Raw genomic sequence first — 22,594 nt, forward strand, 5'->3', positions numbered from 1 at the left:
GAAAATAAATGCATTGATAATTTCCAAATAAACGTAAAAAAGCAGAGCCAAGTTCAACTAGCTCTGCCTTTTTGCTGGGAAACAATATCATCCACAGCAATTTAATTATTTCATTTGTCCATTCATTTGCATATCCATCTGTCCATTCATTTTCCCAGCGGCTTTTGCTTTTTCCTCTGATTCTTTCATTTTCGCTAATTTTGCTTTACGGCGTTCTAAGGCGATTTTATCAACGTCGTCCATTGAAGTGATTACCGGTGCGGCCATTGGATTTTCAGCTACGTATTTGTCAGCAGCTTCTTTCGTCGCAAATAAAGCAAAGCCCATTTTCATTGGTGTTTCAATGCTTGCTCTTACTGGTGTTGCATCATTTACTGGTACCCACTCTAATGTATTATAATCACGCACCCAAGCACCTTGCGGCTTCTCTTCAAGAGTTCGGATTTGATTCAATAAACAGCCTACATCATCCGTAAATAAATGCTTTCCATCTGCTGTTACAACTTGGCCAGTAAATTTGCCCATTTCATGGTCTTGGTGATAGACCTCCATGTTGCACATTGAACACATTTCACCATCACCAGGCTCTGTAGGTGTTGCGGTAGTTTGAGCAGCATCTTTCTGTTCTGCCGCTGTTTTATCTGCTGCTGCAGGTTCGCTTTGTGGAGTTTGTGTAGTAGCGACTTCAGTTGCCTTATTATCAGGTGCGGAGCTTTGGCTGTCTTTTGTATCTGTTCCACATCCTGCCATAATCGCTGTAATTAAACCGAAAGTCGATAAAACCATCAAAAATTTCTTCATAAACGATTCAAACCTCCATATGATTCAATAAATTTTTAATTCCAACTTCAGATTAATAGAAAGTTTTGATGAAATTGTGAGAAATCTATATAATTATAAGAAAGTTTTTATAAAATTTTAGACATATTCAGTTCATTCTTATTTCACATCCTGCCGTTATACTAAAAATAGTAACTTGAGATGGAGGTTTATAAAATGTATAAAAAGTGGTGGGCACTGCTTTGTGTCATCCCTCTATTACTAACAAGCTGCCAATTGAAACAATATGAAAAAATAGATGTAAACACCTCGCAGGTGATTGTAGTAAATCTTATGGATAAAAGCCTATCATTTTTTGATGAGAAAACAAAAAAAGAAACAGCTAAATGGTTTATGCCCTATACCTTTACAGGGGCAACCTTATTGCCTGATCAAAAGACGATTCTATTATATGGGAAGCATCTAAAAAAGATTTACTTGTATGATGTAACAACGGGTAGGGAAGTTGATCGCTGGAAGCTTGGGGTAGGCATCGTAAATGTCCAAATTTCGAACGATCGGTCGAAGCTCTACTTGGCAGATCAAGAAAGTGATACAATTCAAGTGAGAACACTAGCTGGAAAAAAATTAAAGGAAATACCTGTTGGTCATGCACCCCAGACGATATTGGAAAGTAATAAACGCAAAGAATTATATGTTTTGAATTTTCGTGATTCACTCATTTCTGTTATCGATAGCAGGACGTTTAAAAATAAAAAGGCAATCGAGGCTAAGCCCGCTGCAGTTGGTGCTGTTTTAATAGAATCCTCAGGTGAGCTCTGGACGGGTGGACACGGGGCAGGCCATATGGCGGAAAATGCAGTGACTGTCTATTCCGTGGATACGGGAGAAATGAAACAAGAAATAAAAGCGCCGATTATGCCGGTGGATTTAGAGAAACTAGATAACTATATTTACGTCGTCAGCCATGGCTCCAATCAGCTCCGGAAAATTGATGTAAATACGAAAAAAGTCATTGAGACGCTTGAAATTGGGGCAAATCCTTTTGAAATCTCAATTATTAATAATCTCATTTATAGTGCAAGTTATGATAGCAATGAAGTCATCGTAGTGGATCCGCTCCAGATGAAGATTGTTGATACATTGAAAGCAGGAAAAGGTCCTTTTCAAATCTTGTATAAAAGAGGTGTGAAACATGAATAAAGGTAGAGTATTAATTGTCGATGATGAAGCTGATATGAGGCGTCTTGTTCGAATGTATCTTGAAAAAGAAGGATTTAGTTGTTCAGAAGCAGAGGACGGACAAGTTGCCCTTGAATTATTAAAATCTAATTTCTTTGATCTTCTTATCGTGGATGTCATGATGCCTAGGGTTGATGGACTGACATTAACCATGAAAGTTCGCGAGCACTCATCTGTACCTATCATTTTTTTAACGGCAAGAGGTGATGAGTGGGATCGTGTATATGGTTTGAAAATTGGTGCCGATGATTACGTAGTAAAACCGTTTAGTCCCCATGAATTAATCGCCAGAGTTGATGCCGTACTCCGGAGGGCACACCCGGCTGTGCGAGGGGATGAGGATCAGTTAACGTTTGGACCGATTGTTTTAAATCTTAAGGGAAGACAAGTCTACCTAGATGGTGAATTGATTAATTTAACTTTAAAGGAATATGAGCTCCTGCTGTTTTTCTGTCGCCATAATGGACAGGCATTGAGCCGTGAACAGTTGTTGGAGAATGTTTGGGGCTTTGATTATGTTGGCGGTGTACGGACAGTGGATACACATATTAAAACATTACGCTTGAAGTTAAAACAATATGGTAATGTTATCCAAACAGTCTGGGGCATTGGCTATAAATTTGAGGTTTGAACATGAAAAAGCGTAGTATGTCATTAGGACAGAAGCTGTGGATTATCGTTAGTATCGTAATGTTAATCGGGATCTCTGTTTCGTACGGAATGACCCATTATTTATATAAAAAAATTTATGTTGATAAGGTTGAGGAGACGCTTAAGGATGAAGGGTTGCATTTAGCCCACGAATATAAAGGCGGAGAGCTCACAAACGCATTACAGGAAAAAATTCAATGGTATAACGAAATTTCTGATTCTGAAGTGTTCATGGTTAATGATCCAAAAGAATTAAGCGCTTGTTTGCCATTTGATGTGAATCATGAGGCATTGATTGGTGCAGAGGAACGGGAGCAACTAATTAACGGCGAAACAGTAACAAAAGTGGGCTTTGAAAAACAATTTGACAGGAATATCATGGGAGTCATCGTACCCCTTTTAGACGAAAAGCGGCTCAAAGGAATTTTATATTTATATATACCACTTGCTTCTGTGACTGAAGTGTTTGAGGAAGCAAGTCTCATTATTACGATTATTACGCTGATTTTGAGTTTAGTTGCTCTCTTAGTTGGTCAAGGAATCGTGAAAAAGCTAACCACTCCTTTAAACGAAATGGAACGGGTTGCTCAAAAAATGTCAAAAGGCGATTATAGTGAGAAAGTCCACGTCCAATCTAATGATGAGATTGGCAGACTAGGAACGGCATTTAATCAAATGTCTGAAGCCATCAAGGAAGAGGATGATCGGAGAAAGGAGTTTTTAGGAAATGTATCCCATGAACTTCGGACACCGATTAGCTATATCAAAGGCTATAGTGAGGCTATCTTGGATGGAACAGTATCAGAAAAAGAAGATGCCAAAAAATATTTGCAATTGATCAATAGAGAAGCGGGAAGAATGCAGCGTTTAGTTCGTGATTTGTTGGACTTGGCGCAATTAGAGGGGAAATCATTGCCGATGAGTAAAGAGCCATTGGCATTAGCTCAATTAATCGATGAAGCACTTGAAAAATTCACCCCATTTTTAAAAGAGAAAAAGATTGTTTTAGAGAAAAAGCTGAACCCCGAAGTCATTATTATGGGTGATCAGGATCGAATCGAACAGGTTGTTCAAAACATCATGGATAACGCCATACGCTATTCACCAGAAAACTCTTTTATTACTGTTACATTGGAAATGTCTAAAGGAAATACTTGCACGATTTCCATTAAAGACAATGGTATTGGGATACCGAAAAAAGATTTGCATCGAATTGGGGAGCGCTTTTTTAGAATTGATAAAGCACGAAGCCGTCAATATGGTGGAACTGGATTGGGATTAGCCATCGTCCAAAAAATAGTCCACCTTCATGAAGGTGATTTTTATCTTGAAAGCGGGGAAGGCAAGGGAACGACGGTTTTCGTAAAACTGCCATTATTGAAGGAATAACTATGACCTTTTACAACAATATTATTGTGGATATGTGATAAAGTTCATTTTGCACGCTAAACAATCAGAGTATTCTATTGATATCTTAGGACAATGGATTTAGATTGTTACCTTTTTCAAAAGGAGCTGATAACATATGACGAAGAATAAAGAAAAAACACTATGTAAACCACTTCGCCAACTTAAGGATAAACACGAATATTTATTAGGAGAAATGCACAAGATTTCCGAATTAGTGCGTGGATTGCAGGAAGGTTCCTTCGGTCAAGAATGGGATGAAAAATGGTTTCAGTTATATCAACATGTTGTTTTTATTTATTCTCATTTAAAAATCCATTTATACAAAGAGGAGCATTTTCTTTTTCCTTTAATCAAGCAGTACTATGAGGAAGATGACAACATGCTAATGGTGATGGATCATGAACATAAAACTGTGGAGCAAAAGTTGATTCAGTTTATGGAAACGTTTGAAAAGCGAAACACACCATTTAGCCCGATTGAGGCATTATCGCTGTTATCATGCTTGGAATTTGCTAGAACAACGCTGATTGATCACATCCATAAAGAAGAAAAGGCCCTCTTCCCATTTGCAGAAGAACAATTGCCTGAGGGAGAAAAAGATAATTTATTGAATAAAATGGAAGTGTTTTCTTAAATATTATCTATACGCCTGCTGGTTTGGTTAACGGCAGGCGTATTTAATTTTTGGAGAACATATTGCATAAATGGGATGTGAATTTTAGAATAATTATAGAGTTTCACAAATATATTAGAAATTCGGTTAGTTTTTGATATAATTGGACTCAAAACTATATAAACCTAGGGAGTGTCACCCATGAATCAAAAAGAAATTGAAATTCTAGAGATTCTCGAAAACAATGGCCGCTTGGCGATTGAAGATCTTGCTAAGATGGTCGACCTATCTGTAAAAGAAACAGAAGAAATTATTGAAAAAATGGAGAACGGTCAAATTATCCTTAAATATTTGACTGTCATTGACTGGCAGAAGGTTGAAGATCGTGACCCAGGTGTTACGGCGATGATAGATGTAAAAGTAACACCTAAGCGGGATAGAGGGTTTGACGAAATAGCGGAAAGAATCTATCGTTTCCCAGAGGTGCAATCCTTATATTTAATGTCAGGTGCTTATGATTTATCTGTCGTAATTGAAGGAAAAACGTTGCATGATGTATCACGTTTTGTTTCTGAAAAGCTGTCTGCTCTAGATTCAGTTGTTTCAACAACGACACACTTTATTATGAAAAAGTATAAGCATGATGGCACAATTTTCGGCAATGATGAAAAAGACCGTAGGATCGTGGTGACACCATGATGGAAGGGCAACAATATTTATCAGATAAAGTAATCAACCTTAAACCTTCTGGAATTCGCCGCTTTTTTGATTTGGCCTCCGGAATGGAAGGGGTTGTTTCTTTAGGTGTCGGCGAGCCCGACTTTGTAACGTCATGGGCTATTCGTGAAGCAAGTATTCGTTCATTAGAAGAAGGATATACAGCCTATACGGCAAACGCTGGTTTAATTGAGCTTCGCCGTGAAATTTGCAACTATATGGACCGTCGCTTCAACGTTCACTATGCACCAGAGAACGAAACGATTGTAACCGTTGGGGCAAGCCAAGCGCTTGATTTGGCAGTTCGGGCAGTTGTCAACCCTGGCGATGAAGTCATCATCGTTGAACCTTGCTTTGTTGCTTATGCATCCATCGTTGAGCTTGCAGGAGGCATTCCAGTCCCTGTAAAAACAACGGCCGAGAATGAATTTAAGCTGCAGCCTGAACAAATTGAGGAAGTCATTACACCAAAGACAAAAGCAATTCTAATTTGTTCACCTAATAATCCAACGGGTTCACTTTTGGTAAAATCCGAGCTTGAAAAAATAGCCGAAATCGTAAAGAAACATGATTTAGTTGTTTTTTCAGACGAAATTTACGCAGAATTATGTTATGTAGAGGGCTATGCCAGCTTTGCAACCATTGACGACATGTGGGAGCGGACCATTGTCATTAACGGCTTTTCAAAAGGCTTTGCGATGACAGGATGGCGCTTAGGCTTTGCTTGTGCTCCAAGTGTGTTCATTCAAGCCATGCTGAAAATTCATCAACATACAATGATGTGTGCGCCAACAATGGCTCAACATGGAGCGATTGAAGGATTACGCAATGGGATGGATGATGTGGAACATATGCAAAGAAGCTACCTCCAACGCCGCAATTACTTTGTTAAGTCACTTAACGAAATTGGTCTTGATTGCCATATGCCTGGTGGAGCGTTTTACGCGTTTCCTTCTATTAAACGAACAGGTCTAACATCAGAAGAATTTGCCGAAAAGCTTTTAATCGAAGAGAAAGTTGCCGTTGTTCCAGGTGATGTATTTGGAGATAGCGGTGCTGGACATATTCGTTGTTCCTATGCAACATCAATGGAACAATTGAAAGAAGCTATTAAACGGATGAAACGCTTTGTTGAAAAAATGCAAGTAAAAGCATAAAGCATAATCATAAAAAGCAGCCCGCGTTGTGGGCTGCTTTTTATAAATAAAAATGCATTTGTTTGTATAAAATAGTAATGTGATGATGTTGTTTTTGATAAAGTAGGTAGTTTGTGGTATACTTTTAAAATGCGCAGAAAAAATGTATAAATTAGGAGTGTTTCCATGTCAGAAAAGTATGAAGTTGGTCGTGAATTAGTAGGAAAAGTAACAGGTATTCAGCCTTATGGAGCATTTGTAGCTCTTGATGAGAATACACAAGGTTTAGTTCATATTTCAGAAATTACTCATGGCTATGTAAAGGACGTAAGTGAACATTTAGCTGTGGGAGATGAGGTGAAGGTAAAGGTTTTATCCGTTGATGAAGGTGCTGGAAAAATTAGTCTTTCTATTAAAGCAACGCAGGAGCCACCAGAGCAAACAGAAGCACCTGCACGTCCGAAAAAAGAAAGAAAACCTCGCCCACAAGTAAGTACAACAAGTCAACAACAACTTGATGCTGCTAATGCTTCAGGATTTAACACTTTAAAAGACAAGCTTGAGGATTGGATCAAACAATCTGCAGATCGGGAAAAATTATTAAAAAAATAAATGCATACTAAAAGAAGGCATTCATTATGAAGTGCCTTCTTTTTTTACTTATATTTGGCAAATATCGTATAATATTGGCATAATAGTATTCTTCTAGAAAGGAGAAAACAGCGATGCAAAACTTTATGTTTTATAATCCAACGAAGTTGATTTTTGGAAAAGATCAATTGGTACAGCTTCCAGAGGAAGTCCATAAATATGGATCAAGGATATTATTCGTATATGGCGGTGGAAGCATTAAGAAAAATGGTCTATATGGAAAAGTTACACAATTACTTAAAGAAATAAATGCGCAAAGTTTTGAACTTCCAGGTGTTGAGCCTAATCCAAGATTATCTACAGTACATAAGGGCATTGAGATATGCAAAAAAGAAAAAATTGAGTTTATTTTAGCTGTTGGCGGCGGCAGTGTCATTGATTGTTCAAAAGCAATTGCTGTTGGAGCGAAGTATGATGGAGATGTTTGGGACATTATTACCCGGAAAAGTACGGCGGAAGATGCTTTACCTCTTGGTGTGGTGCTGACACTGGCTGCAACAGGGTCAGAAATGAATCCAAGCTCCGTTATAACAAATTGGGAAACAAATGAAAAATATGGATGGTCGGCGGGCTTTTTTACCTTACCTAAGTTTTCAATTTTAGATCCTGAGTTTACGTTAACGGTTCCTAAAAATCAAACGATATATGGCATTGTGGATATGATGTCACATGTTTTCGAACAATATTTTCATCAGACACCGAATACAGCCCTGCAAGACCGGATGTGTGAAGCAGTCCTTAAAACAATCATCGATACCGCACCAAAGCTTGTCAACGATCTTGAAAATTATGACCTCCGTGAAACAATTCTATATTCTGGCACAATTGCCCTAAATGGCATTTTAGCGATGGGGGCTAGGGGCGACTGGGCTACGCATAATATTGAACATGCAGTTTCAGCCCTATACGATATCCCACACGGCGGAGGACTTGCGATTATCCACCCGAATTGGATGCTCAATGTTTTAGATGAGAATGTGAAAAAATTCAAACAGCTGGCTATCCGCGTTTTTAATGTAAACCCAACTGGTAAGACGGACCAGGAAATTGCAATCGAAGGAATTGAAAAGCTGCGCGTGTTCTGGACATCTATCGGTGCTCCGGAGAGACTTGCCGATTATAATATTGATGATTCAAAGCTAGAGTTAATGGCAGATAAAGCGATGGCACGGGGAGAATATGGTAACTTTAAAAAGTTAAACCGGAAGGATACGCTTGAAATTTTGAAAATGTCGTTATAATGGGGGAGAATGAATGAAAAAATTAAACTTTGATTATTCCAAGGCATCGGCATTTTTTCGTGGGCAGGAGCTTGATTATTTAAGTGATTTTGTAAAAAACGCCCACCATTCCATTCATGAGAAGACAGGGCAAGGGAGCGAATTTTTAGGCTGGGTTGACTTGCCGGTCGATTATGATAAAGATGAATTTTCACGTATTCAAACAGCTGCTGCAAAAATAAAAGCTGACTCAGAGATATTACTTGTCATCGGCATCGGCGGCTCATACCTTGGAGCAAGGGCAGCAATCGAAGGTCTGACCCACTCATTTTATAATGGGCTAGCGAAAGAAAAGCGGAAAACGCCGCAAATCTACTTTGTCGGAAACCATATCAGCTCAACATATGTCCATGATCTTCTCGAGATAGTAGAGGGCAAGGATATCTCAATTAATGTGATATCCAAATCGGGAACAACAACAGAACCTGCGATTGCATTTAGGATTTTCAAAAAATGGCTGGAAGAGAAATATGGGGCCGAAGAAGCTCGAAAGCGGATTTATGCAACAACTGATAAAGAAAAAGGCGCACTCAAAACATTGGCTGATGAGGAAGGCTATGAAACATTTGTAGTCCCTAACGATATTGGTGGACGCTATTCTGTGCTGACAGCAGTAGGGTTATTGCCGATTGCGGTTAGCGGCGTCAACATCGAAGACATGATGGCAGGGGCAGCACAGGCACGAGAGGATTTTAGCAAATCCGAACTAGTGGAAAACCAAGCCTATCAATATGCAGCCATTCGCAATATTTTATACCGTAAAGGGAAAACAATTGAGATGTTGGTCAATTATGAACCACGCCTCCAATACTTTTCTGAATGGTGGAAACAATTATATGGCGAAAGTGAAGGAAAGGACCAAAAAGGGATTTTCCCTGCTTCCGCTAACTTTTCAACAGACCTTCATTCGTTGGGACAATATGTACAGGAGGGACGAAGAGATTTATTTGAAACAGTTTTATATATCGAAAACTCCCAGCATCAAATCCAGATTGAGAAAGAGGCAAATGATTTAGATGGGCTCAATTACCTCGCTGGTAAAACGATGGACTTTATAAATAAAAAAGCATTTCAAGGAACGCTGTTGGCACATACTGACGGAAATGTGCCGAATTTAATTATAACAGTTCCAGAAATAACTGCCTTTACCTTCGGCTATCTTGTTTATTTTTTCGAAAAAGCATGCGCTATGAGTGGCTACTTGCTTGGGGTCAATCCATTTGATCAGCCAGGTGTAGAAGCATATAAGAGAAATATGTTTGCCTTATTAGGGAAACAAGGATATGAAAAGGAAAAAGATGAATTGGAAAAACGGCTTCAGTAATTATTATTATTGAACAATGACCAATAAATCATCGTTAAAGTCAATTGTAAATGTTGGAGAAGGGTATATAAAAAACTTTTCTCCTTTTTTTATGCCAATCAGCAGCAGTTCTTGCTTAATTAATAATTCAACAGCCTCGGCAAAGGTTCGGTCCACTAATTTGTCGGTAGCTGTTATAACAGCTAGACGACGCTCCTGGGTAAGCGTCAGCAAGGATTGGATAGGGGTTGAAAGTCCGTGTGAGCGAAGGCTGGTCACCATAATGCTGCTAGATAGAAGATAGGTTTCCACTAATTCGTCAGCACCAGCCCTATATGCATTATTAACCTGTTCATGGGTTAGGATTTCAACTAAACAATAGATTAGCGGGTTTAGCCCTTTTATAGCTAAGAGTGTCAGAATGGAATGCATGTCTGCCTCATGTTCATCTAGATGCTGGTCGGCTGTAATAAGTACAGTTCCAGCTTTTTCAATATTTGCACGCTTTAGGGTTTCGTCTTTCGTTGAGTTCCCTTTTACAAAATAAACATTTCTGTTTGTCATTGGATTTTCGTTTAATGAATCATCAATTAAAACGATATGGATATTAGGATTGATTAACAGCAAATGTCGGATTGTGTTTCTAGCTTTTTCATTCCAACCGACGATGATCATATGTTCTATCCCTTTATAGGCGGCGCTACCCTCTTGCAGAGCATTTAGGGTCTTAAAGATGGCTGACGCAATGGTAGCCATATAAAATGTAACAAATGCTACCCCTATTAAGATCATGCCAATCGCAAAAGCTCTGCCCAGCACAGTTTTAGGAACATAGTCTCCATAACCAATGGTTGCTGTTGTAACAACAACCCACCAAATTCCGTCAAAAATAGTTGGAAAACTTTCAGGCTCAATTAAATGGATGCAGATACCAAAAGCAATAAATACAAGGATGACGATAACCAGTAAGCGGACAACGGTATTTAATTTTAGAAACCGATTTAAAAATGCTCGTAACATGAAATGCCTCTCCATTTCTCATTTTTTACCTAGTATTAACCATTAAAGTTGAATATAAAATGATTGAAAACTTTGAAAAAATTCATTGACCATGCCTACAACGTGTTATATAATAAATAACAACAGATAACAACTGTTATAATACAACATAATGAGAAAGGGAGCTATAACCATGGAAATGTATCAAATGGCTTATACAAACTATATTAAAAATTGTGAGAAACATGGAATTGACCGCATCATTGATTTTAAACAATTTATCGAATGGCTAACGATTGAACAAATTGAAATGATGGTCAGTGAAGTACACTAAGGAGTGAAAGAATGAAAAGTGAGGCCAATGTCTGTATTATAAAAGAATATTTACGCAGTTCATAAAATCGCCAGTTCCTTTATTTAATAAAAGAACTGGCGATTTTTTCATTATTATCCCTTTTTTTAAGTTATAATTAAAATATTCAAAAATATTATGTAGACATATAAAAAATGGGGGAGTATTTTTGAAAGCAATCTTAATTGGAATTATTTCTTCGTTCTTTTTTGCCTCGACCTTTATTTTAAATAGATCAATGGATCTGAATGGGGGAAGCTGGATTTGGAGCGCATCTTTGCGATATCTTTTCATGCTTCCATTTTTGCTGCTTATTGTTGGGATTAGGGGGAATATCAAGCCTGTATTTCATGAAATAAAGCAAAAGCCAATACCATGGCTGCTTTGGAGTACCATTGGCTTTGGTTTGTTTTATACGCCTATCACATTTGCTGCTGCATATGGTCCTGGTTGGCTTGTAGCAGGTACGTGGCAGACGACTATCATTGCCGGGTCTTTACTCGTCCCTTTTCTCCAAAAGGATAAAATACCCTTTCAGGAGTTGCGTTTTTCTTCGCTCATTTTGCTTGGCGTTATTATTATTCAAGCCCAGCAGGCCACACATGTGAATCTAAATGCCACGTTATTAAGTACTTTGCCGGTGATCATGGCTGGCTTTGCCTATCCGTTAGGTAATCGAAAGATGATGCAAATTTGTGACGGCAGGTTGGATACGTTTCAAAGAGTACTAGGGATGACGCTGGCTAGTCTCCCATTCTGGCTTGTGCTGTCGACTATAGGATTCTTTGCCGATGGAACCCCATCCAATGATCAGCTTTTTCAGTCCTTTTTAGTTGCCATTTTTTCAGGGGTCATCGCCACGGTGCTATTTTTTTATGGTACAGACCTTGCTCGACGAAGCTCGCGTCAACTTGCCGCAGTTGAAGCAACCCAATCTGGGGAACTTGTCTTTGCTGTAATTGGCGAAGTGGTGTTATTGCATGCTGATATTCCGGGTGTTTTAGCGCTCTTAGGGCTTAGCTTCATTGTGCTTGGGATGGTCCTACATAGTTTATCTTCACAAAAAATTCAAATAAAAAGTGAGTAATATCACACTATTTTTAAGAAGGTTTATATACTCTTAAGATAGCTGATGACAAGAAAACTTAAATTCCGGATAAATTTCTTAGGACTGGAAATAGTAAGTAAGTATCCTTTAGTCAGCCATTATATAGTGATCTTTATTTTACTTACATTCAACAGGAGTGAACCCGTATGGAGCAACAGATAAATGAAATACTTGCACTACTACATGAAATGAATAGGGATATAATGACGAAGTTGGAAACAATCGAGTCAAGGCTGGCAAGATTAGAAAAAGTGGATAGCATTGAACATCGAGTTAGTGTTAACCAAATTGATTTATCTGATATTAAGGAGATTTTGGAACGAATAGAGGAAAGTGGTCAATGCACTACCACAACGAATCATGAACCAGAACTAGAATCTACTAGTGAGTTCGTTGCTAGAATAAATAAGCGTCTTGATTCCCACTTGCTCAGAATAGCGAAAGTGGAGGAAGAGCTAGAGCTTATAAAGGAAAAATAAAAGAAGGGGCAGTCACCAAAGTTGGCTTGTCCCTTCTTTTGTATTGTGTAAACTATTAATCAATCTCTACTACGCCATCATCGCTGCCATCTGCATAGAATGTGTCTAGTCTGCTACCGTCATCAGCGTCTTTAACAGTACCATCTACTTCGGCTTCATCATATTCATCTAGAATATCATCAACGATATCTTGAAGGAAGCTAATTTTCTTAGAATTAGATAAGTTGTCCCAATCATCGCCATTTACTTCAATAGTAATATCGATATTATCCTTATCACCATCAAGTGTAATATCAATATCATCCAGATTAGTATAGTCATAGTAATCATCATTTAATTGGTCTTCTAGGTCACCAACGTCTGTAGTGTTAGTATCAAGACTCACATTATCTTTGGAATCGATATCAAATGAAGCTACTTCTTTCCCATTATCGGCATTTTTAACCGTACCTGTGATATCGGCATCCTCGAATTCATCTAAAATATCATCTACGATATCTTGTAAAAAGACTTCTTGTTTGCTTGTGGAAAGATCATCCCAGTCTGTTGCATTCACATCGACACGGACACTGATTTTTTTCTTATCACCACTTAAGGTAATTTCCACATCATCAAGATTCTTATAATAATCAACGTAATCATCATTTAATTGCCCTTCTAAATCATCAAAGTTTGCATCGTTTTGGGAAGCTTTTAATTTATCAATCTCTGCTTGAAGCTGTGAGATTTGGGCATCTTTTGCTTTAATTTGGTTTGTAAGCGCATCGACCGTTGATTGAGCAATAGGCGGTGTTTTATCAGTAACAAATACCGTGTTAGTTGTTCCACTCCATTGGACCGTTTTATTATACAATTCCCCCATCATTCGAAGTGGTATGTATGTTACACCACTTAAGATGAATGGCTCAGTCTTTGAATCAACTGCAACTTCCTGGCCATTATTAAAGATTTTAATATTGTTATATTGGGCATCAACTTTTTTGACACCAGTCGATGCATCTACACTAGTTGTGAAAAGTATACCGCTTAAGAGAGCAGTTGCGGATAAAACGCTTAATGGTTTTTGCCATTTTTTCATAATAATGAATCCTCCTTTTGATAGATTGATAGTTCTACTTTATTATAGACGAATTTCAACATAAATTGGTTTCACATTTAGACAAAAAAATGTAATTTGAGTAAAAAGTAGCAAATTCTATTTTAGTTTTTTCGCTTCCATTAATTTATAAATCATCGACATCGCTTCAGCATTTGTCAGTTTCCCTTTTGGATTGAAATTACCGCCTGGTGCATTGACCAATTTCGCATTGGTTGCTTGTAAGACCGCACTTGCGGCCCAATCGGAGATTTTATTTGCATCCTTATATACTTTTTTGAGCTGTGTTTTTGGACTTTCAGGTACTGCAGCTGCCCCTTTTTTCTTTTTCGTAAATTTGGAACTTGTTGAACTAGTTCCTTGGTTATCACCGAGGGTGATTGCTCTTGCCAAAAATGCGACAGCTTCTTCACGTGTCAATGTTTTCTTTGGTTCCATCACCATATAACCAGTTACATTGGATTCCTTGCCAAACACAAGTCCATTCATGACACCGGCCATTAAATAGCCCAAATCATTTTGGCTATAGTCGATATTGTTCACGTCGGAAAATACGCCGGTATAATCCAATGGTTGGAATCCTAGTGCCCTTGATAGGAGAACTGTATAGGTAAAGCGATCAATCGGTTTGTTTAAGTTTGATAATAAAGCTAGATCTTTTTTATTAATATCCGGTTGAATAACGCCTTTATAAGCAAGACCTAACACTTCCTTTTTCGCCCAGCTTTGCTTTAAACCATAATCTTTGTAGACTAAGCCGATGGCATATGTCCCAAAATCGTCAAATATGGATGTTACTGTTTTTTTCACAGGGTCAACCACTCCGCCAATAGGCACCCATTTCCCGTAGGTATTTTTCAGAACGGTAAGGTTATAGCCTTCCATTGCTTTCGGTACGACCCCTTCGTATTTAAGGGTTATATCACCCCATGTGCTAGGCTTTGCATATAAGCTTTTGTTTGCATCATCGACTAGAAATTGCTGGCTTAAGAATACTAAGTCCTTGGTTGGTTGTGGTTTTTCAATAACAGTTACTGCTACTTTTTGGTCTAATAAAATAGAACCGGATAAGCTGCTATCAGAAATGAAGCTGTTTGCAGGGAATCGCAGCATTAATTTATCGCCAAACATTTTCATATCCGTCCCAGCTTTAAAATCGGTATACAGCTTGGCGTTATCATGATCAACCTGATAATAGTTTAATTCAATATCAATTTTGCCGCTTTCTCCTTTGAAGTTGCTCAAGGATTTGTCAGAAGAATCATCATTTTTGATTTCAATCGGAACCTTAAAGCCAGTTTTGGTTTTCGTCAACTTTGTGTCTAAGCCGTGAATCGTATAGACCTGATGATACCGTTCTTTTGTAATCGTCACATGTGGTGCTTTTGTTGATAAATCGAACGTCCCATAGGCAATGCCGTTATAGCCGAAGTTTGGCTGAGTTTTGTCCTTGTTATACCATAGGACGGTAAAGGTTAGATCATCAATAATATTTGTGCTGATATTATTTGATTTTGGATTATCTAACCGAAGGTAAAAGCCACTGGATTTATCGAAAAAATAGTGGTATCCATCCTTATCATTATAGATATGCTCAGCATGACTAGTAGCTGGAACGAGAAATATAGTTAAAGAAAGTAGTAGAATCAATCTCTTTATCACGCTTGTCCCATCTCCTCTCAGAAATTGTTATATAGTTATTGTAATATAAAATGGCAAGTTTTTCTTTGTCTTTTACTCCTGAACGGCTTCCAAGACAACATCCACTAGTGCCACCCGTGAGGCAGTACCTTTTGCTTGGATATTTTTAATCTCTAATTTTTTAATTCCGGTGATATCAACTTCAAACGGCACTGGTTTTTCAGCTTTTGTGCCGGTTGTAATTGTGGCGAGTTCTTTATCATCACCGTAAAGTTTTATGATGCCAATTCCCTTCGCATCAGGATTGGTGTCATCTACCCCTGCAAGACCGCGGATGAGATAGTATTTGTTATCATATAAATTGTAGGAAATAGAACTGGCATCTAGAAAGGCAATGGAATTGAGGGTACTGAATCTTTGTTTAAATAATGAAATTTCACCGCCTTCATCTTCAGACTCTATATAGTATTTTCCGCCATAGCCGCTGTTCAAATAATCATCGTTTTTAAATCCGCTATTGCGATAGGTTTCTCCGTATATAGGCTTCAACTGGGAAAGTCCAATAGAGGGACGGAAGGTTTTTTGTCCTTCTCCAATATAGATGGCATTATTTTTACTATCCCATGTTACTTCTTTTCCGAGAGCCGCCCCAATGTCTCTTAGTGGTAAATATGTTTTTCCTTCAATCAGTAGCGGCTCAGATTGCAAATCACTAGGCTTCCCGTCGACGATAATATTAATAGTAGCAACCGCTGCTTTAATATTTTTATAGAATGGTTCAAAGGCATCTACTGAAGATATTGATGTAATGAATATCGCTGTACCGACGATTCCGGTTGCCAAACCTTTTAAGTATGATTTTTGGTTCATTGTATAAGACCTCCTATTCTACTATAGTATTTCTCTATTAATCACAGTTTTCCTTTATGAGATTTATTTCAACAGCCAATTATTGTGACCAATCTTGATTGGACAACGTAAAAAAAAAGGCTGTCGCGAATGGTCCGGCAAACACGCTTTTATAACGTGCAATGCCAAACACATAGTAGACAGGCCTTTATTAGGCTCTCCAGCGGAGCAGATGTTTTTCAAGTTTATTAAAGAGAATCATGATGACTGTAACGATAATGCCAATAAAAATGATCCCCGTGATTACTTTTGTATAATTACCGTAATCTGTAGCCATTTTAACATAGAAGCCAATTCCGGCAGAGGAGCCAATCATTTCAGCTGCCGTAAGCAAAATGAATGATAATACTAAGCCGACTTGCACGCCTGAGAATATGGATGGCAATGCTGCCGGGATAATTATTTTTGTAACCATGGTTGTTGGCTTTAAGCCAAGTGTTTGTGCCGATTTAATATATCTTTGGTCAATATTTGTGACGCCGTTTAAGGTGTTAATAAAAATTGGCCAGAAGGCACCAATAAAAATAATAAAAGTAGATGATGCCTGGAATGATGGCAAGATGGCAAGGGCATACGGAATCCAAACAATCGGCGGGATTGGCGATAAGACGTTGGCAATTGGCCTAACGACGAATTCCAGCCGTTTATTGGATGCTGTAAAAACTCCTAATGGAATCCCGAAAAGAATAGCTAAAATAATGCCGCTTCCTAATAGTTTGATTGAGGCCAGTAAGTGAACAAGCAATTCTGCGCCGTCATCTTTAAATTGATGGATCACAGACTGTAGCGAAGGATACAAGAATTCAGATAAGATCCCCAGCTTTTGTGTTAACAGCTCCCAAGCTAGAAGCAGCAAAAATACGATGATGGTAATGTCTGATGCAGCTCGTCTTTTCGCACTGTCATTTTTAAATAAAATCATAAAATAGACATAGCCAATCAATAATACACTAAAAAATAGTTTAGTTGAAAGATCGCTGTTCGCACCTTGTGCCGGAATCAAGGTAATCAAAAGGAGCGACAATAATCCGAATAGAATGGTTGTTATACTATATCTATCAAGTACATTCTTCATGCTGATACCTCCTAGTAGTCCCCAGAAACAGCTTTTAAAAGCTGATGGCGAATTTTTGAATATGATTCCTCTTGGTCAATGCTTAGCCGATTTCTAGGCCGTTTGAAAGGGATAGAGATATCTTCTTGAATTTGACCGTTATGAAGAACGACAACACGATCTGATAGAAAGATAGCCTCATCAATATTATGGGTGACAACAAGCACTGTTTTCTTTGTTTCCCCTTCCTCCCAAAGCTTTAGCAATAAATCTTGAAGCTGATTTCTGGTGATTTCATCGACGGCGCTGAACGGCTCATCCATTAAAAATACCGGAGCATCAAGGATAAACATCCGTGCAATCGCAACCCGTTGCTGCATTCCTCCAGAAAGCTGTGATGGAAAAGACTTTTGCGCTTTTTCATTTAATCCGACCTTTTCGAGAACATCTTTTGCCTTTTTGGTAATTTCTACTTTTGAAGCATTTGATTTTTGCTTCAATGCAAAGGTGATATTTTCGAGGACCGTCATCCATGGGAATAAGGAATAGCTTTGAAAGACGACACCGCGGTCTAGTCCTGGTCCTGTAATCTCGCTGTCATTTATTTTGACCGTCCCTGATGTGGGCTTTAAGAGCCCAGATGCTAAATTAAGGGTAGTAGATTTCCCGCATCCGGAGGGGCCAATTAATGAAACAATTTGGCCCGATTGGATGGTTAAATTTAAATCTTGTAAGGCATAGTGATCCGTTTTTTCGTAAATGACATTAATATCTTCAAATAAAATTGTGCTCATCGTTTATCATCCTTATTGATCGTTTTCCTCATAACGAGTTTCTAGTTGTTTATAGAATGCATCATCTGGATTTTCGGCTAGTAGTTGATCCAATGCTTCTTTATAAGCTTCTGTATGAATAAGTGGTGAGATATCCTTTTTCTCTTTTAGATAGCCGATATCAACCATTGTATCTCTCATGGAAAGAATTGCTTTTTTATTTGGATCAGCGCTTTGGTCTACATAGCCACCATAAATATCTTTTTCAATAATCTGTGGATCCACATCTACATATTTGTTAATATCCTCAATTGCTTTTTGCTTGTTCTTTTCGTCTTTTTCAAATTTCTCAGCCCGAATATTCGCTCTTAGGAACTTGACATAGTTTTCTTTGTTTTTATCAAATTTTGTTTGATCAGCAATAATGCGGCAGCAAACATGGTTTGCATGGTATTCTTGTGAATACTTAACAATCTCCAGGCCTTCTTGTTTCGCTTTCTCAACGAAAGGAGCCCAAACAACACCTGCATCCACTTCACCTTTCTTAACAGCAACAATGACATCTGCTGGAGAGTTCATTTCAATAATCTTCAAATCCTTTTCCCAATCGATGCCTGCCTCATGAAGCGCTCCACGTAAAATAACATCCCCTGTTGCTAGTTTCACTGTTGCTACTCTTTTCCCTCTGAAGTTATTAATATCTTGAAATTCCTTTTTCAATTCCGGCTTTGAAACGACTCCTGCGCCATTTCCCATCTGACCGCCTAGGAAGACGATCTTGGCACCTTGCTCCTCGAAAGTGAGTGGTGCTGGTGTTCCAAATGTACCAACGTCTAATTTTCCTGCCGTTACTGCGTTAATTCCTTCACCACTATTAGAAAAAGGATGTAGTGTGACATTTAATCCTTCTTCTTTAAAATAGCCTTCTTCTTGTGCGATGTAATACAAGCTATGGCCTGTTGTTGGCAGATAGCCGACAGAAAAATCTACTAATTTATTCTCTTGCTGCTTTTGTTCAGTCGCTGAAGCAGCCGCGTTACCAGGCTTCTCTGCATTATTGCACCCAGTCAATCCAATTAATAATGATAAAGCAGCTCCACAAACAATCAATTTCTTTTTCATAAGTACGTTCATCCCTTCAGTTCTCAATTTTGAAACTAAAAAACCTCTTCCAAAGGAAGAGGTTTGAAAAAACTACTCTTCCTTATCTTCTAACCAAGTCAAAAGACTTGTTACTGGAATTAGCACCTTTTGCATTACTGCAAGGTTGCTGAAGGATCATCGAGCCAGTCTCTTCCCTTCTCTGGATAAGGCATCCGTTTCGCTATTCGTTTTTTTGTTATGTTTGTGATTTTACGAGAGTAAACTATACTTTGTCAATATGAATTATGTGAAAAATTATATTTTTTATTTTTTTACGAAAACTGGTTGTCAAAGTTTTTGATTAATGATAGAGTTAGTGACATAATTTCAAAAAGTAAAAATATTTAAAGTTTTGCTTATCTAGAGTGGTGGAGGGAAAGGCCCTATGAAACCACGGCAACCCCAGTCTTATTAATTAAGATGGAAGGTGCCAATTCCTACTGATGCAGTACGCATTCAGTAAGATAAGTGAGGGACTCATCGTGAATTAGTGGTCTTTCCTTATCATAAAGGAAGGACCACTTTTGTTTTATAAGAAAAATAAAACAGCATAGTTTTCCATTTCAGGGAAAGCAGCAGAGGGCCCCCTACGTATATTAAACAAACTAAACATATTTGAAAGGTGGATTTACTATGAGTTTAATTAAGTTTGAGGAAAATGGAAAGATTGGAACAATTACATTAGATAATGATAAGCAGCGTAATGCACTATCACTTGAATTAATCAGAGAGTTGGACGCAAAGTTAACTGAAATTGCAAATGAAAGAAAAATCAACGTTGTTATTATTCAAGCAGAAGGGAAAGTATTCAGCTCAGGTCATAATTTACGTGAAATCGACGGAGCACCAGTAGAGGAGGTTGCCAACCTTTTTGCTGAATGTCAAGCATTAATGCAAACAATTAGAAATATACCACAAGTTGTAATCTCAAAAGTACATGCAATTGCAACAGCAGCAGGGGCCCAACTGGTAGCTGCATCAGATCTTGCCATCGCAAGTGATAATGCTCTTTTTGCAACACCAGGAACATTGATTGGTTTATTCTGCCATACACCTGCAGTATTTGTTAGCCGAAATCTTGATCGCAAAAAAGCAGCGGAATTATTGTTTACTGGTGATTTTATTTCTGCAGAAGAAGCAAAAATTCACGGTTTAATTAATAGAGTTGTACCGCTTGAAAACTTGGATGAGGAAACCGAGAAGTTTGCAAATGCTGTTGCTCGTCATAGTTTAGCAGTTTTAGAGGCTGGTAAAAAACAATTATATACACAGCTTCAAATTAATAATGATTTTGACGCATTAACATACAGCTCTGAAGTAATGGTAAAAAACAGCCAAAAAGAGGATGCAGTTGAAGGGATACGGGCATTTTTAGAAAAAAGACCAGCTAACTGGTCAGATCGCTAAGAAGGAACAACGAGGGGAGAACGGTACAATGACTACAAGCGTAAAATCTGAAAATCCATATTTATATGGTTGGCTATCTACAGATGAAATGAGAGAGTATCGCAGAAACAATAAATCTACGAGAAAAGTTGATAAACGTGTTTCGTTAAAAGAAGCAGTAGAAAAGAATGTCAGCCAGGGTGACTATGTTGTCTTCAGTGGGATGGGCTCTGTTCGTAATCCAATGGCTGCTGTTTATGAAATTATCCGCCAAAATATTGGTGATTTAACAGTTGCCGCAAAAGGGTCCCAGCATGATTGGCAGTTACTAGCAGCTGCGGGTCTCATCACAAAGGCAGAAATTGCCTACGGATTTGGTGATGAAATTCGTGGATTATGTCCTGCATCTCGTAGAGCTGTCAAAAATGGCAAATTAACGATTCTTTCAGAAATGACAAATGCAGGGTTCCAATGGCGTTTCTCAGCTGCAGCAAGAGGAATTCCATTCTTCCCAGCAAGAACGGCGCTTGGTACGGATACATTACATTACAGCGGCGCTAAAGTCATTGAAGATCCATTTAGCGGTGAAAAAATCAATCTATTGCCTGCATGCTATCCGGATGTAGCGATTATCCACGTCCATCGTGCCGACAAATATGGAAACTGTCAAATCGACGGAAATATTACAGTGGATATCGATCTTGCACATGCGGCTAAAAAGGTTATTATTACAGCTGAAAAAATTGTTCCGGAAGAAGAAATTCAAAAACGTCCAGATCTCACAAACATTCCATTCTTTGTTGTCGATGCAGTTGTGGAGGCACCATTTGGTTCACATCCTAACCAGGTCCCATATGATTATTCATTTGATGAGGACCAATGGATGGAATGGCTTAAAGCCTCCGAAACGGATGAGGGAGTACAGGAATACTTAGACAAATATATTCGCTCAACAAAAGACCATTATGAATATTTGGAAAAAATCGGTGGTCTTGCAAAACTACGCGAACTTGAAAATATCGAAAAGGGATTAGTTCCATATCCAACAGTTTCAACGAGAGGAGCGTTAAAAAAATGACGACAACAACACAAGCAAAAGCAACAGCCGCAGAAAGAATGATTATTGCAGCTGCTAAGGTTTTAGAAGATAATAAAAGTGTTTTTGTAGGCACAGGCATGCCGTTACTCGCTGGTATATATGCTCAAAAAACACATGCTCCCGGATTATTAACGGTCTATGAAGGAGGCGGGATTGGCGGCACGCCATCACAACGTCTGCCTATTCAAGTAAGTGAATCCATGACATTTGAAAATGGTACGATTGTCGGCTCTATGGATTATGTAATGAGCTTAGCGCAGGCAGGCTTCATTGAATACGGATTTTTAGGTGGGGCACAAATTGATGCATATGGTAATTTAAATTCAACATTAATAGGGACGTGGGAAAATACGAAAGTTCGTCTCCCTGGCTCAGGCGGTGGTGCTGACATTGCTTCCTTCTGTTGGCGTAATATTATCTTGATGAGCCAAGATAAACGCAAATTTGTTGAGAAACTTGATTTCTTTACAAGCCCTGGCTACTTCTCTGGACCAGGTGAACGCGAACAGCATGGGTTGCCAAAGAATACCGGTCCATACCGTGTAATCACACAATTAGGTGTTTATGGTTTCTCTGAGGAAACAAAACGAATGAAGCTGCTTCATTTGTATGAAGGTGTAACATTAGAGGAAGTTCAAGAAAACAGCAGCTTTGAAATTGAAATTGATCCAAACTGGAGTTATCTTCCTGAACCAACAAGTGGGGAACTTGAAATCCTACAACAGTTGGATGCAACTGGCATTGTTTTAGGGAAAAATTAAGCTTTCACAAA

Annotated in this window: 23 protein-coding genes and 2 riboswitches; of the genes, 15 read left to right on the plus strand and 8 right to left on the minus strand. The window is 38.4% G+C overall.

Annotated features, from left to right (window positions below; translation table 11 throughout):
- Positions 1–105 precede the first annotated feature (105 nt).
- Positions 106–801: a nitrous oxide reductase accessory protein NosL gene (locus ACNQFZ_RS14565; RefSeq protein WP_458412055.1), complete on the minus strand. Its 696-nt coding sequence runs from the start codon at positions 799–801 to the stop codon at positions 106–108.
- A gap of 195 nt (positions 802–996) precedes the next feature.
- On the opposite strand from ACNQFZ_RS14565, the gene ACNQFZ_RS14570 reads away from it, so the two are divergent.
- The 9 genes from ACNQFZ_RS14570 (at position 997) to ACNQFZ_RS14610 (ending at position 9,804) form a co-directional block, all read left to right on the plus strand.
- Entirely contained in the window at positions 997–1,983 is a 987-nt protein-coding gene (locus tag ACNQFZ_RS14570; protein ID WP_458412056.1) for a YncE family protein, read from the plus strand.
- Positions 1,976–2,653, plus strand: a complete 678-nt coding sequence (locus ACNQFZ_RS14575; protein WP_458412057.1) for a response regulator transcription factor — start codon at positions 1,976–1,978, stop codon at positions 2,651–2,653. The genes ACNQFZ_RS14570 and ACNQFZ_RS14575 overlap by 8 nt, the downstream gene beginning before the upstream one ends.
- Positions 2,654–2,655: 2 nt before the next feature.
- On the plus strand, positions 2,656–4,062 hold the full coding sequence (locus ACNQFZ_RS14580) for a sensor histidine kinase (protein WP_458412058.1): 1,407 nt from the start codon (positions 2,656–2,658) through the stop codon (positions 4,060–4,062).
- 136 nt (positions 4,063–4,198) lie between these two features.
- The gene (locus ACNQFZ_RS14585) at positions 4,199–4,717 is read left to right on the plus strand and encodes a hemerythrin domain-containing protein (protein WP_458412059.1); all 519 of its coding nucleotides are present in this window, start codon (positions 4,199–4,201) and stop codon (positions 4,715–4,717) included.
- A gap of 180 nt (positions 4,718–4,897) precedes the next feature.
- Positions 4,898–5,395, plus strand: coding sequence for an Lrp/AsnC family transcriptional regulator (locus ACNQFZ_RS14590; RefSeq protein WP_458412060.1), 498 nt, complete (start codon positions 4,898–4,900; stop codon positions 5,393–5,395).
- Entirely contained in the window at positions 5,392–6,570 is a 1,179-nt protein-coding gene (locus tag ACNQFZ_RS14595) for an aminotransferase (protein WP_458412061.1), read from the plus strand. The genes ACNQFZ_RS14590 and ACNQFZ_RS14595 overlap by 4 nt, the downstream gene beginning before the upstream one ends.
- Positions 6,571–6,735: 165 nt before the next feature.
- Positions 6,736–7,161: a S1 domain-containing post-transcriptional regulator GSP13 gene (gene yugI, locus ACNQFZ_RS14600; RefSeq protein WP_458412062.1), complete on the plus strand. Its 426-nt coding sequence runs from the start codon at positions 6,736–6,738 to the stop codon at positions 7,159–7,161.
- A 113-nt stretch (positions 7,162–7,274) separates the two neighbouring features.
- Complete coding sequence (locus ACNQFZ_RS14605; protein WP_458412063.1) at positions 7,275–8,441, plus strand: iron-containing alcohol dehydrogenase; 1,167 nt, start codon at positions 7,275–7,277, stop codon at positions 8,439–8,441.
- A 13-nt stretch (positions 8,442–8,454) separates the two neighbouring features.
- A complete protein-coding gene (locus ACNQFZ_RS14610) occupies positions 8,455–9,804 on the plus strand; it encodes a glucose-6-phosphate isomerase (RefSeq protein ID WP_458412064.1) in 1,350 nt (449 codons plus the stop codon).
- Positions 9,805–9,810: 6 nt separating this feature from the next.
- On the opposite strand, the gene ACNQFZ_RS14615 is transcribed toward ACNQFZ_RS14610, so the two are convergent.
- The gene (locus tag ACNQFZ_RS14615) at positions 9,811–10,803 is read right to left on the minus strand and encodes a potassium channel family protein (RefSeq protein ID WP_458412065.1); all 993 of its coding nucleotides are present in this window, start codon (positions 10,801–10,803) and stop codon (positions 9,811–9,813) included.
- A 172-nt stretch (positions 10,804–10,975) separates the two neighbouring features.
- Between ACNQFZ_RS14615 and ACNQFZ_RS14620 the strand changes: the two genes are divergently transcribed.
- From ACNQFZ_RS14620 to ACNQFZ_RS14630, 3 genes are all read left to right on the plus strand, one after another.
- Positions 10,976–11,116 carry a hypothetical protein gene (locus ACNQFZ_RS14620; protein ID WP_458412066.1) on the plus strand — a complete coding sequence of 47 codons (141 nt, stop codon included), beginning with the start codon at positions 10,976–10,978 and terminating at the stop codon, positions 11,114–11,116.
- 187 nt (positions 11,117–11,303) lie between these two features.
- Complete coding sequence (locus tag ACNQFZ_RS14625) at positions 11,304–12,221, plus strand: DMT family transporter (protein ID WP_458412067.1); 918 nt, start codon at positions 11,304–11,306, stop codon at positions 12,219–12,221.
- 167 nt (positions 12,222–12,388) lie between these two features.
- Positions 12,389–12,721, plus strand: a complete 333-nt coding sequence (locus ACNQFZ_RS14630; RefSeq protein WP_458412068.1) for a hypothetical protein — start codon at positions 12,389–12,391, stop codon at positions 12,719–12,721.
- Between the two features lie 55 nt (positions 12,722–12,776).
- Here the strand turns inward: ACNQFZ_RS14630 and ACNQFZ_RS14635 are convergent, their stop codons facing one another.
- The 6 genes from ACNQFZ_RS14635 to ACNQFZ_RS14660 all read right to left on the minus strand — a co-directional run bounded on the left by ACNQFZ_RS14635 (position 12,777) and on the right by ACNQFZ_RS14660 (position 19,316).
- Complete coding sequence (locus ACNQFZ_RS14635) at positions 12,777–13,799, minus strand: stalk domain-containing protein (protein ID WP_458412069.1); 1,023 nt, start codon at positions 13,797–13,799, stop codon at positions 12,777–12,779.
- A gap of 117 nt (positions 13,800–13,916) precedes the next feature.
- Positions 13,917–15,479: an S-layer homology domain-containing protein gene (locus ACNQFZ_RS14640; RefSeq protein WP_458412070.1), complete on the minus strand. Its 1,563-nt coding sequence runs from the start codon at positions 15,477–15,479 to the stop codon at positions 13,917–13,919.
- A gap of 72 nt (positions 15,480–15,551) precedes the next feature.
- Positions 15,552–16,328, minus strand: coding sequence for a stalk domain-containing protein (locus ACNQFZ_RS14645; RefSeq protein WP_458412071.1), 777 nt, complete (start codon positions 16,326–16,328; stop codon positions 15,552–15,554).
- A gap of 190 nt (positions 16,329–16,518) precedes the next feature.
- Positions 16,519–17,442: an ABC transporter permease gene (locus tag ACNQFZ_RS14650; protein ID WP_458412072.1), complete on the minus strand. Its 924-nt coding sequence runs from the start codon at positions 17,440–17,442 to the stop codon at positions 16,519–16,521.
- 11 nt (positions 17,443–17,453) lie between these two features.
- Positions 17,454–18,215, minus strand: coding sequence for an ABC transporter ATP-binding protein (locus ACNQFZ_RS14655; protein ID WP_458412073.1), 762 nt, complete (start codon positions 18,213–18,215; stop codon positions 17,454–17,456).
- Between the two features lie 12 nt (positions 18,216–18,227).
- The gene (locus ACNQFZ_RS14660; protein ID WP_458412074.1) at positions 18,228–19,316 is read right to left on the minus strand and encodes an ABC transporter substrate-binding protein; all 1,089 of its coding nucleotides are present in this window, start codon (positions 19,314–19,316) and stop codon (positions 18,228–18,230) included.
- Between the two features lie 79 nt (positions 19,317–19,395).
- A riboswitch (SAM riboswitch) is annotated at positions 19,396–19,508 on the minus strand.
- A 182-nt stretch (positions 19,509–19,690) separates the two neighbouring features.
- A riboswitch (SAM riboswitch) is annotated at positions 19,691–19,808 on the plus strand.
- Between the two features lie 162 nt (positions 19,809–19,970).
- Here ACNQFZ_RS14660 and ACNQFZ_RS14665 point away from each other — a divergent pair.
- The 3 genes from ACNQFZ_RS14665 to ACNQFZ_RS14675 are packed head-to-tail and all read left to right on the plus strand — an operon-like array spanning position 19,971 to position 22,583.
- On the plus strand, positions 19,971–20,744 hold the full coding sequence (locus tag ACNQFZ_RS14665; protein WP_458412075.1) for an enoyl-CoA hydratase-related protein: 774 nt from the start codon (positions 19,971–19,973) through the stop codon (positions 20,742–20,744).
- Between the two features lie 28 nt (positions 20,745–20,772).
- The gene (locus ACNQFZ_RS14670; RefSeq protein WP_458412076.1) at positions 20,773–21,801 is read left to right on the plus strand and encodes a CoA transferase subunit A; all 1,029 of its coding nucleotides are present in this window, start codon (positions 20,773–20,775) and stop codon (positions 21,799–21,801) included.
- Entirely contained in the window at positions 21,798–22,583 is a 786-nt protein-coding gene (locus tag ACNQFZ_RS14675; RefSeq protein WP_458412077.1) for a CoA-transferase subunit beta, read from the plus strand. Before ACNQFZ_RS14670 ends, ACNQFZ_RS14675 begins: the two co-directional genes overlap by 4 nt.
- Positions 22,584–22,594 lie beyond the last annotated feature (11 nt).

The organism is Schinkia acidoalkalinis (genome assembly GCF_054301215.1).

Coding starts and splice junctions, on each gene's coding strand:
- ACNQFZ_RS14615 (WP_458412065.1), bottom strand. CDS start 10,803: ATGTTACGAGCATTTTTAAATCGGTTTCTAAAATTAAATACCGTTGTC.
- ACNQFZ_RS14605 (WP_458412063.1), top strand. CDS start 7,275: ATGCAAAACTTTATGTTTTATAATCCAACGAAGTTGATTTTTGGAAAA.
- ACNQFZ_RS14650 (WP_458412072.1), bottom strand. CDS start 17,442: ATGAAGAATGTACTTGATAGATATAGTATAACAACCATTCTATTCGGA.
- ACNQFZ_RS14655 (WP_458412073.1), bottom strand. CDS start 18,215: ATGAGCACAATTTTATTTGAAGATATTAATGTCATTTACGAAAAAACG.
- ACNQFZ_RS14620 (WP_458412066.1), top strand. CDS start 10,976: ATGGAAATGTATCAAATGGCTTATACAAACTATATTAAAAATTGTGAG.
- ACNQFZ_RS14580 (WP_458412058.1), top strand. CDS start 2,656: ATGAAAAAGCGTAGTATGTCATTAGGACAGAAGCTGTGGATTATCGTT.
- ACNQFZ_RS14570 (WP_458412056.1), top strand. CDS start 997: ATGTATAAAAAGTGGTGGGCACTGCTTTGTGTCATCCCTCTATTACTA.
- ACNQFZ_RS14565 (WP_458412055.1), bottom strand. CDS start 801: ATGAAGAAATTTTTGATGGTTTTATCGACTTTCGGTTTAATTACAGCG.
- ACNQFZ_RS14575 (WP_458412057.1), top strand. CDS start 1,976: ATGAATAAAGGTAGAGTATTAATTGTCGATGATGAAGCTGATATGAGG.
- ACNQFZ_RS14660 (WP_458412074.1), bottom strand. CDS start 19,316: ATGAAAAAGAAATTGATTGTTTGTGGAGCTGCTTTATCATTATTAATT.
- ACNQFZ_RS14630 (WP_458412068.1), top strand. CDS start 12,389: ATGGAGCAACAGATAAATGAAATACTTGCACTACTACATGAAATGAAT.
- ACNQFZ_RS14590 (WP_458412060.1), top strand. CDS start 4,898: ATGAATCAAAAAGAAATTGAAATTCTAGAGATTCTCGAAAACAATGGC.
- ACNQFZ_RS14675 (WP_458412077.1), top strand. CDS start 21,798: ATGACGACAACAACACAAGCAAAAGCAACAGCCGCAGAAAGAATGATT.
- ACNQFZ_RS14670 (WP_458412076.1), top strand. CDS start 20,773: ATGACTACAAGCGTAAAATCTGAAAATCCATATTTATATGGTTGGCTA.
- ACNQFZ_RS14635 (WP_458412069.1), bottom strand. CDS start 13,799: ATGAAAAAATGGCAAAAACCATTAAGCGTTTTATCCGCAACTGCTCTC.
- ACNQFZ_RS14585 (WP_458412059.1), top strand. CDS start 4,199: ATGACGAAGAATAAAGAAAAAACACTATGTAAACCACTTCGCCAACTT.
- yugI (WP_458412062.1), top strand. CDS start 6,736: ATGTCAGAAAAGTATGAAGTTGGTCGTGAATTAGTAGGAAAAGTAACA.
- ACNQFZ_RS14610 (WP_458412064.1), top strand. CDS start 8,455: ATGAAAAAATTAAACTTTGATTATTCCAAGGCATCGGCATTTTTTCGT.
- ACNQFZ_RS14595 (WP_458412061.1), top strand. CDS start 5,392: ATGATGGAAGGGCAACAATATTTATCAGATAAAGTAATCAACCTTAAA.
- ACNQFZ_RS14665 (WP_458412075.1), top strand. CDS start 19,971: ATGAGTTTAATTAAGTTTGAGGAAAATGGAAAGATTGGAACAATTACA.
- ACNQFZ_RS14645 (WP_458412071.1), bottom strand. CDS start 16,328: ATGAACCAAAAATCATACTTAAAAGGTTTGGCAACCGGAATCGTCGGT.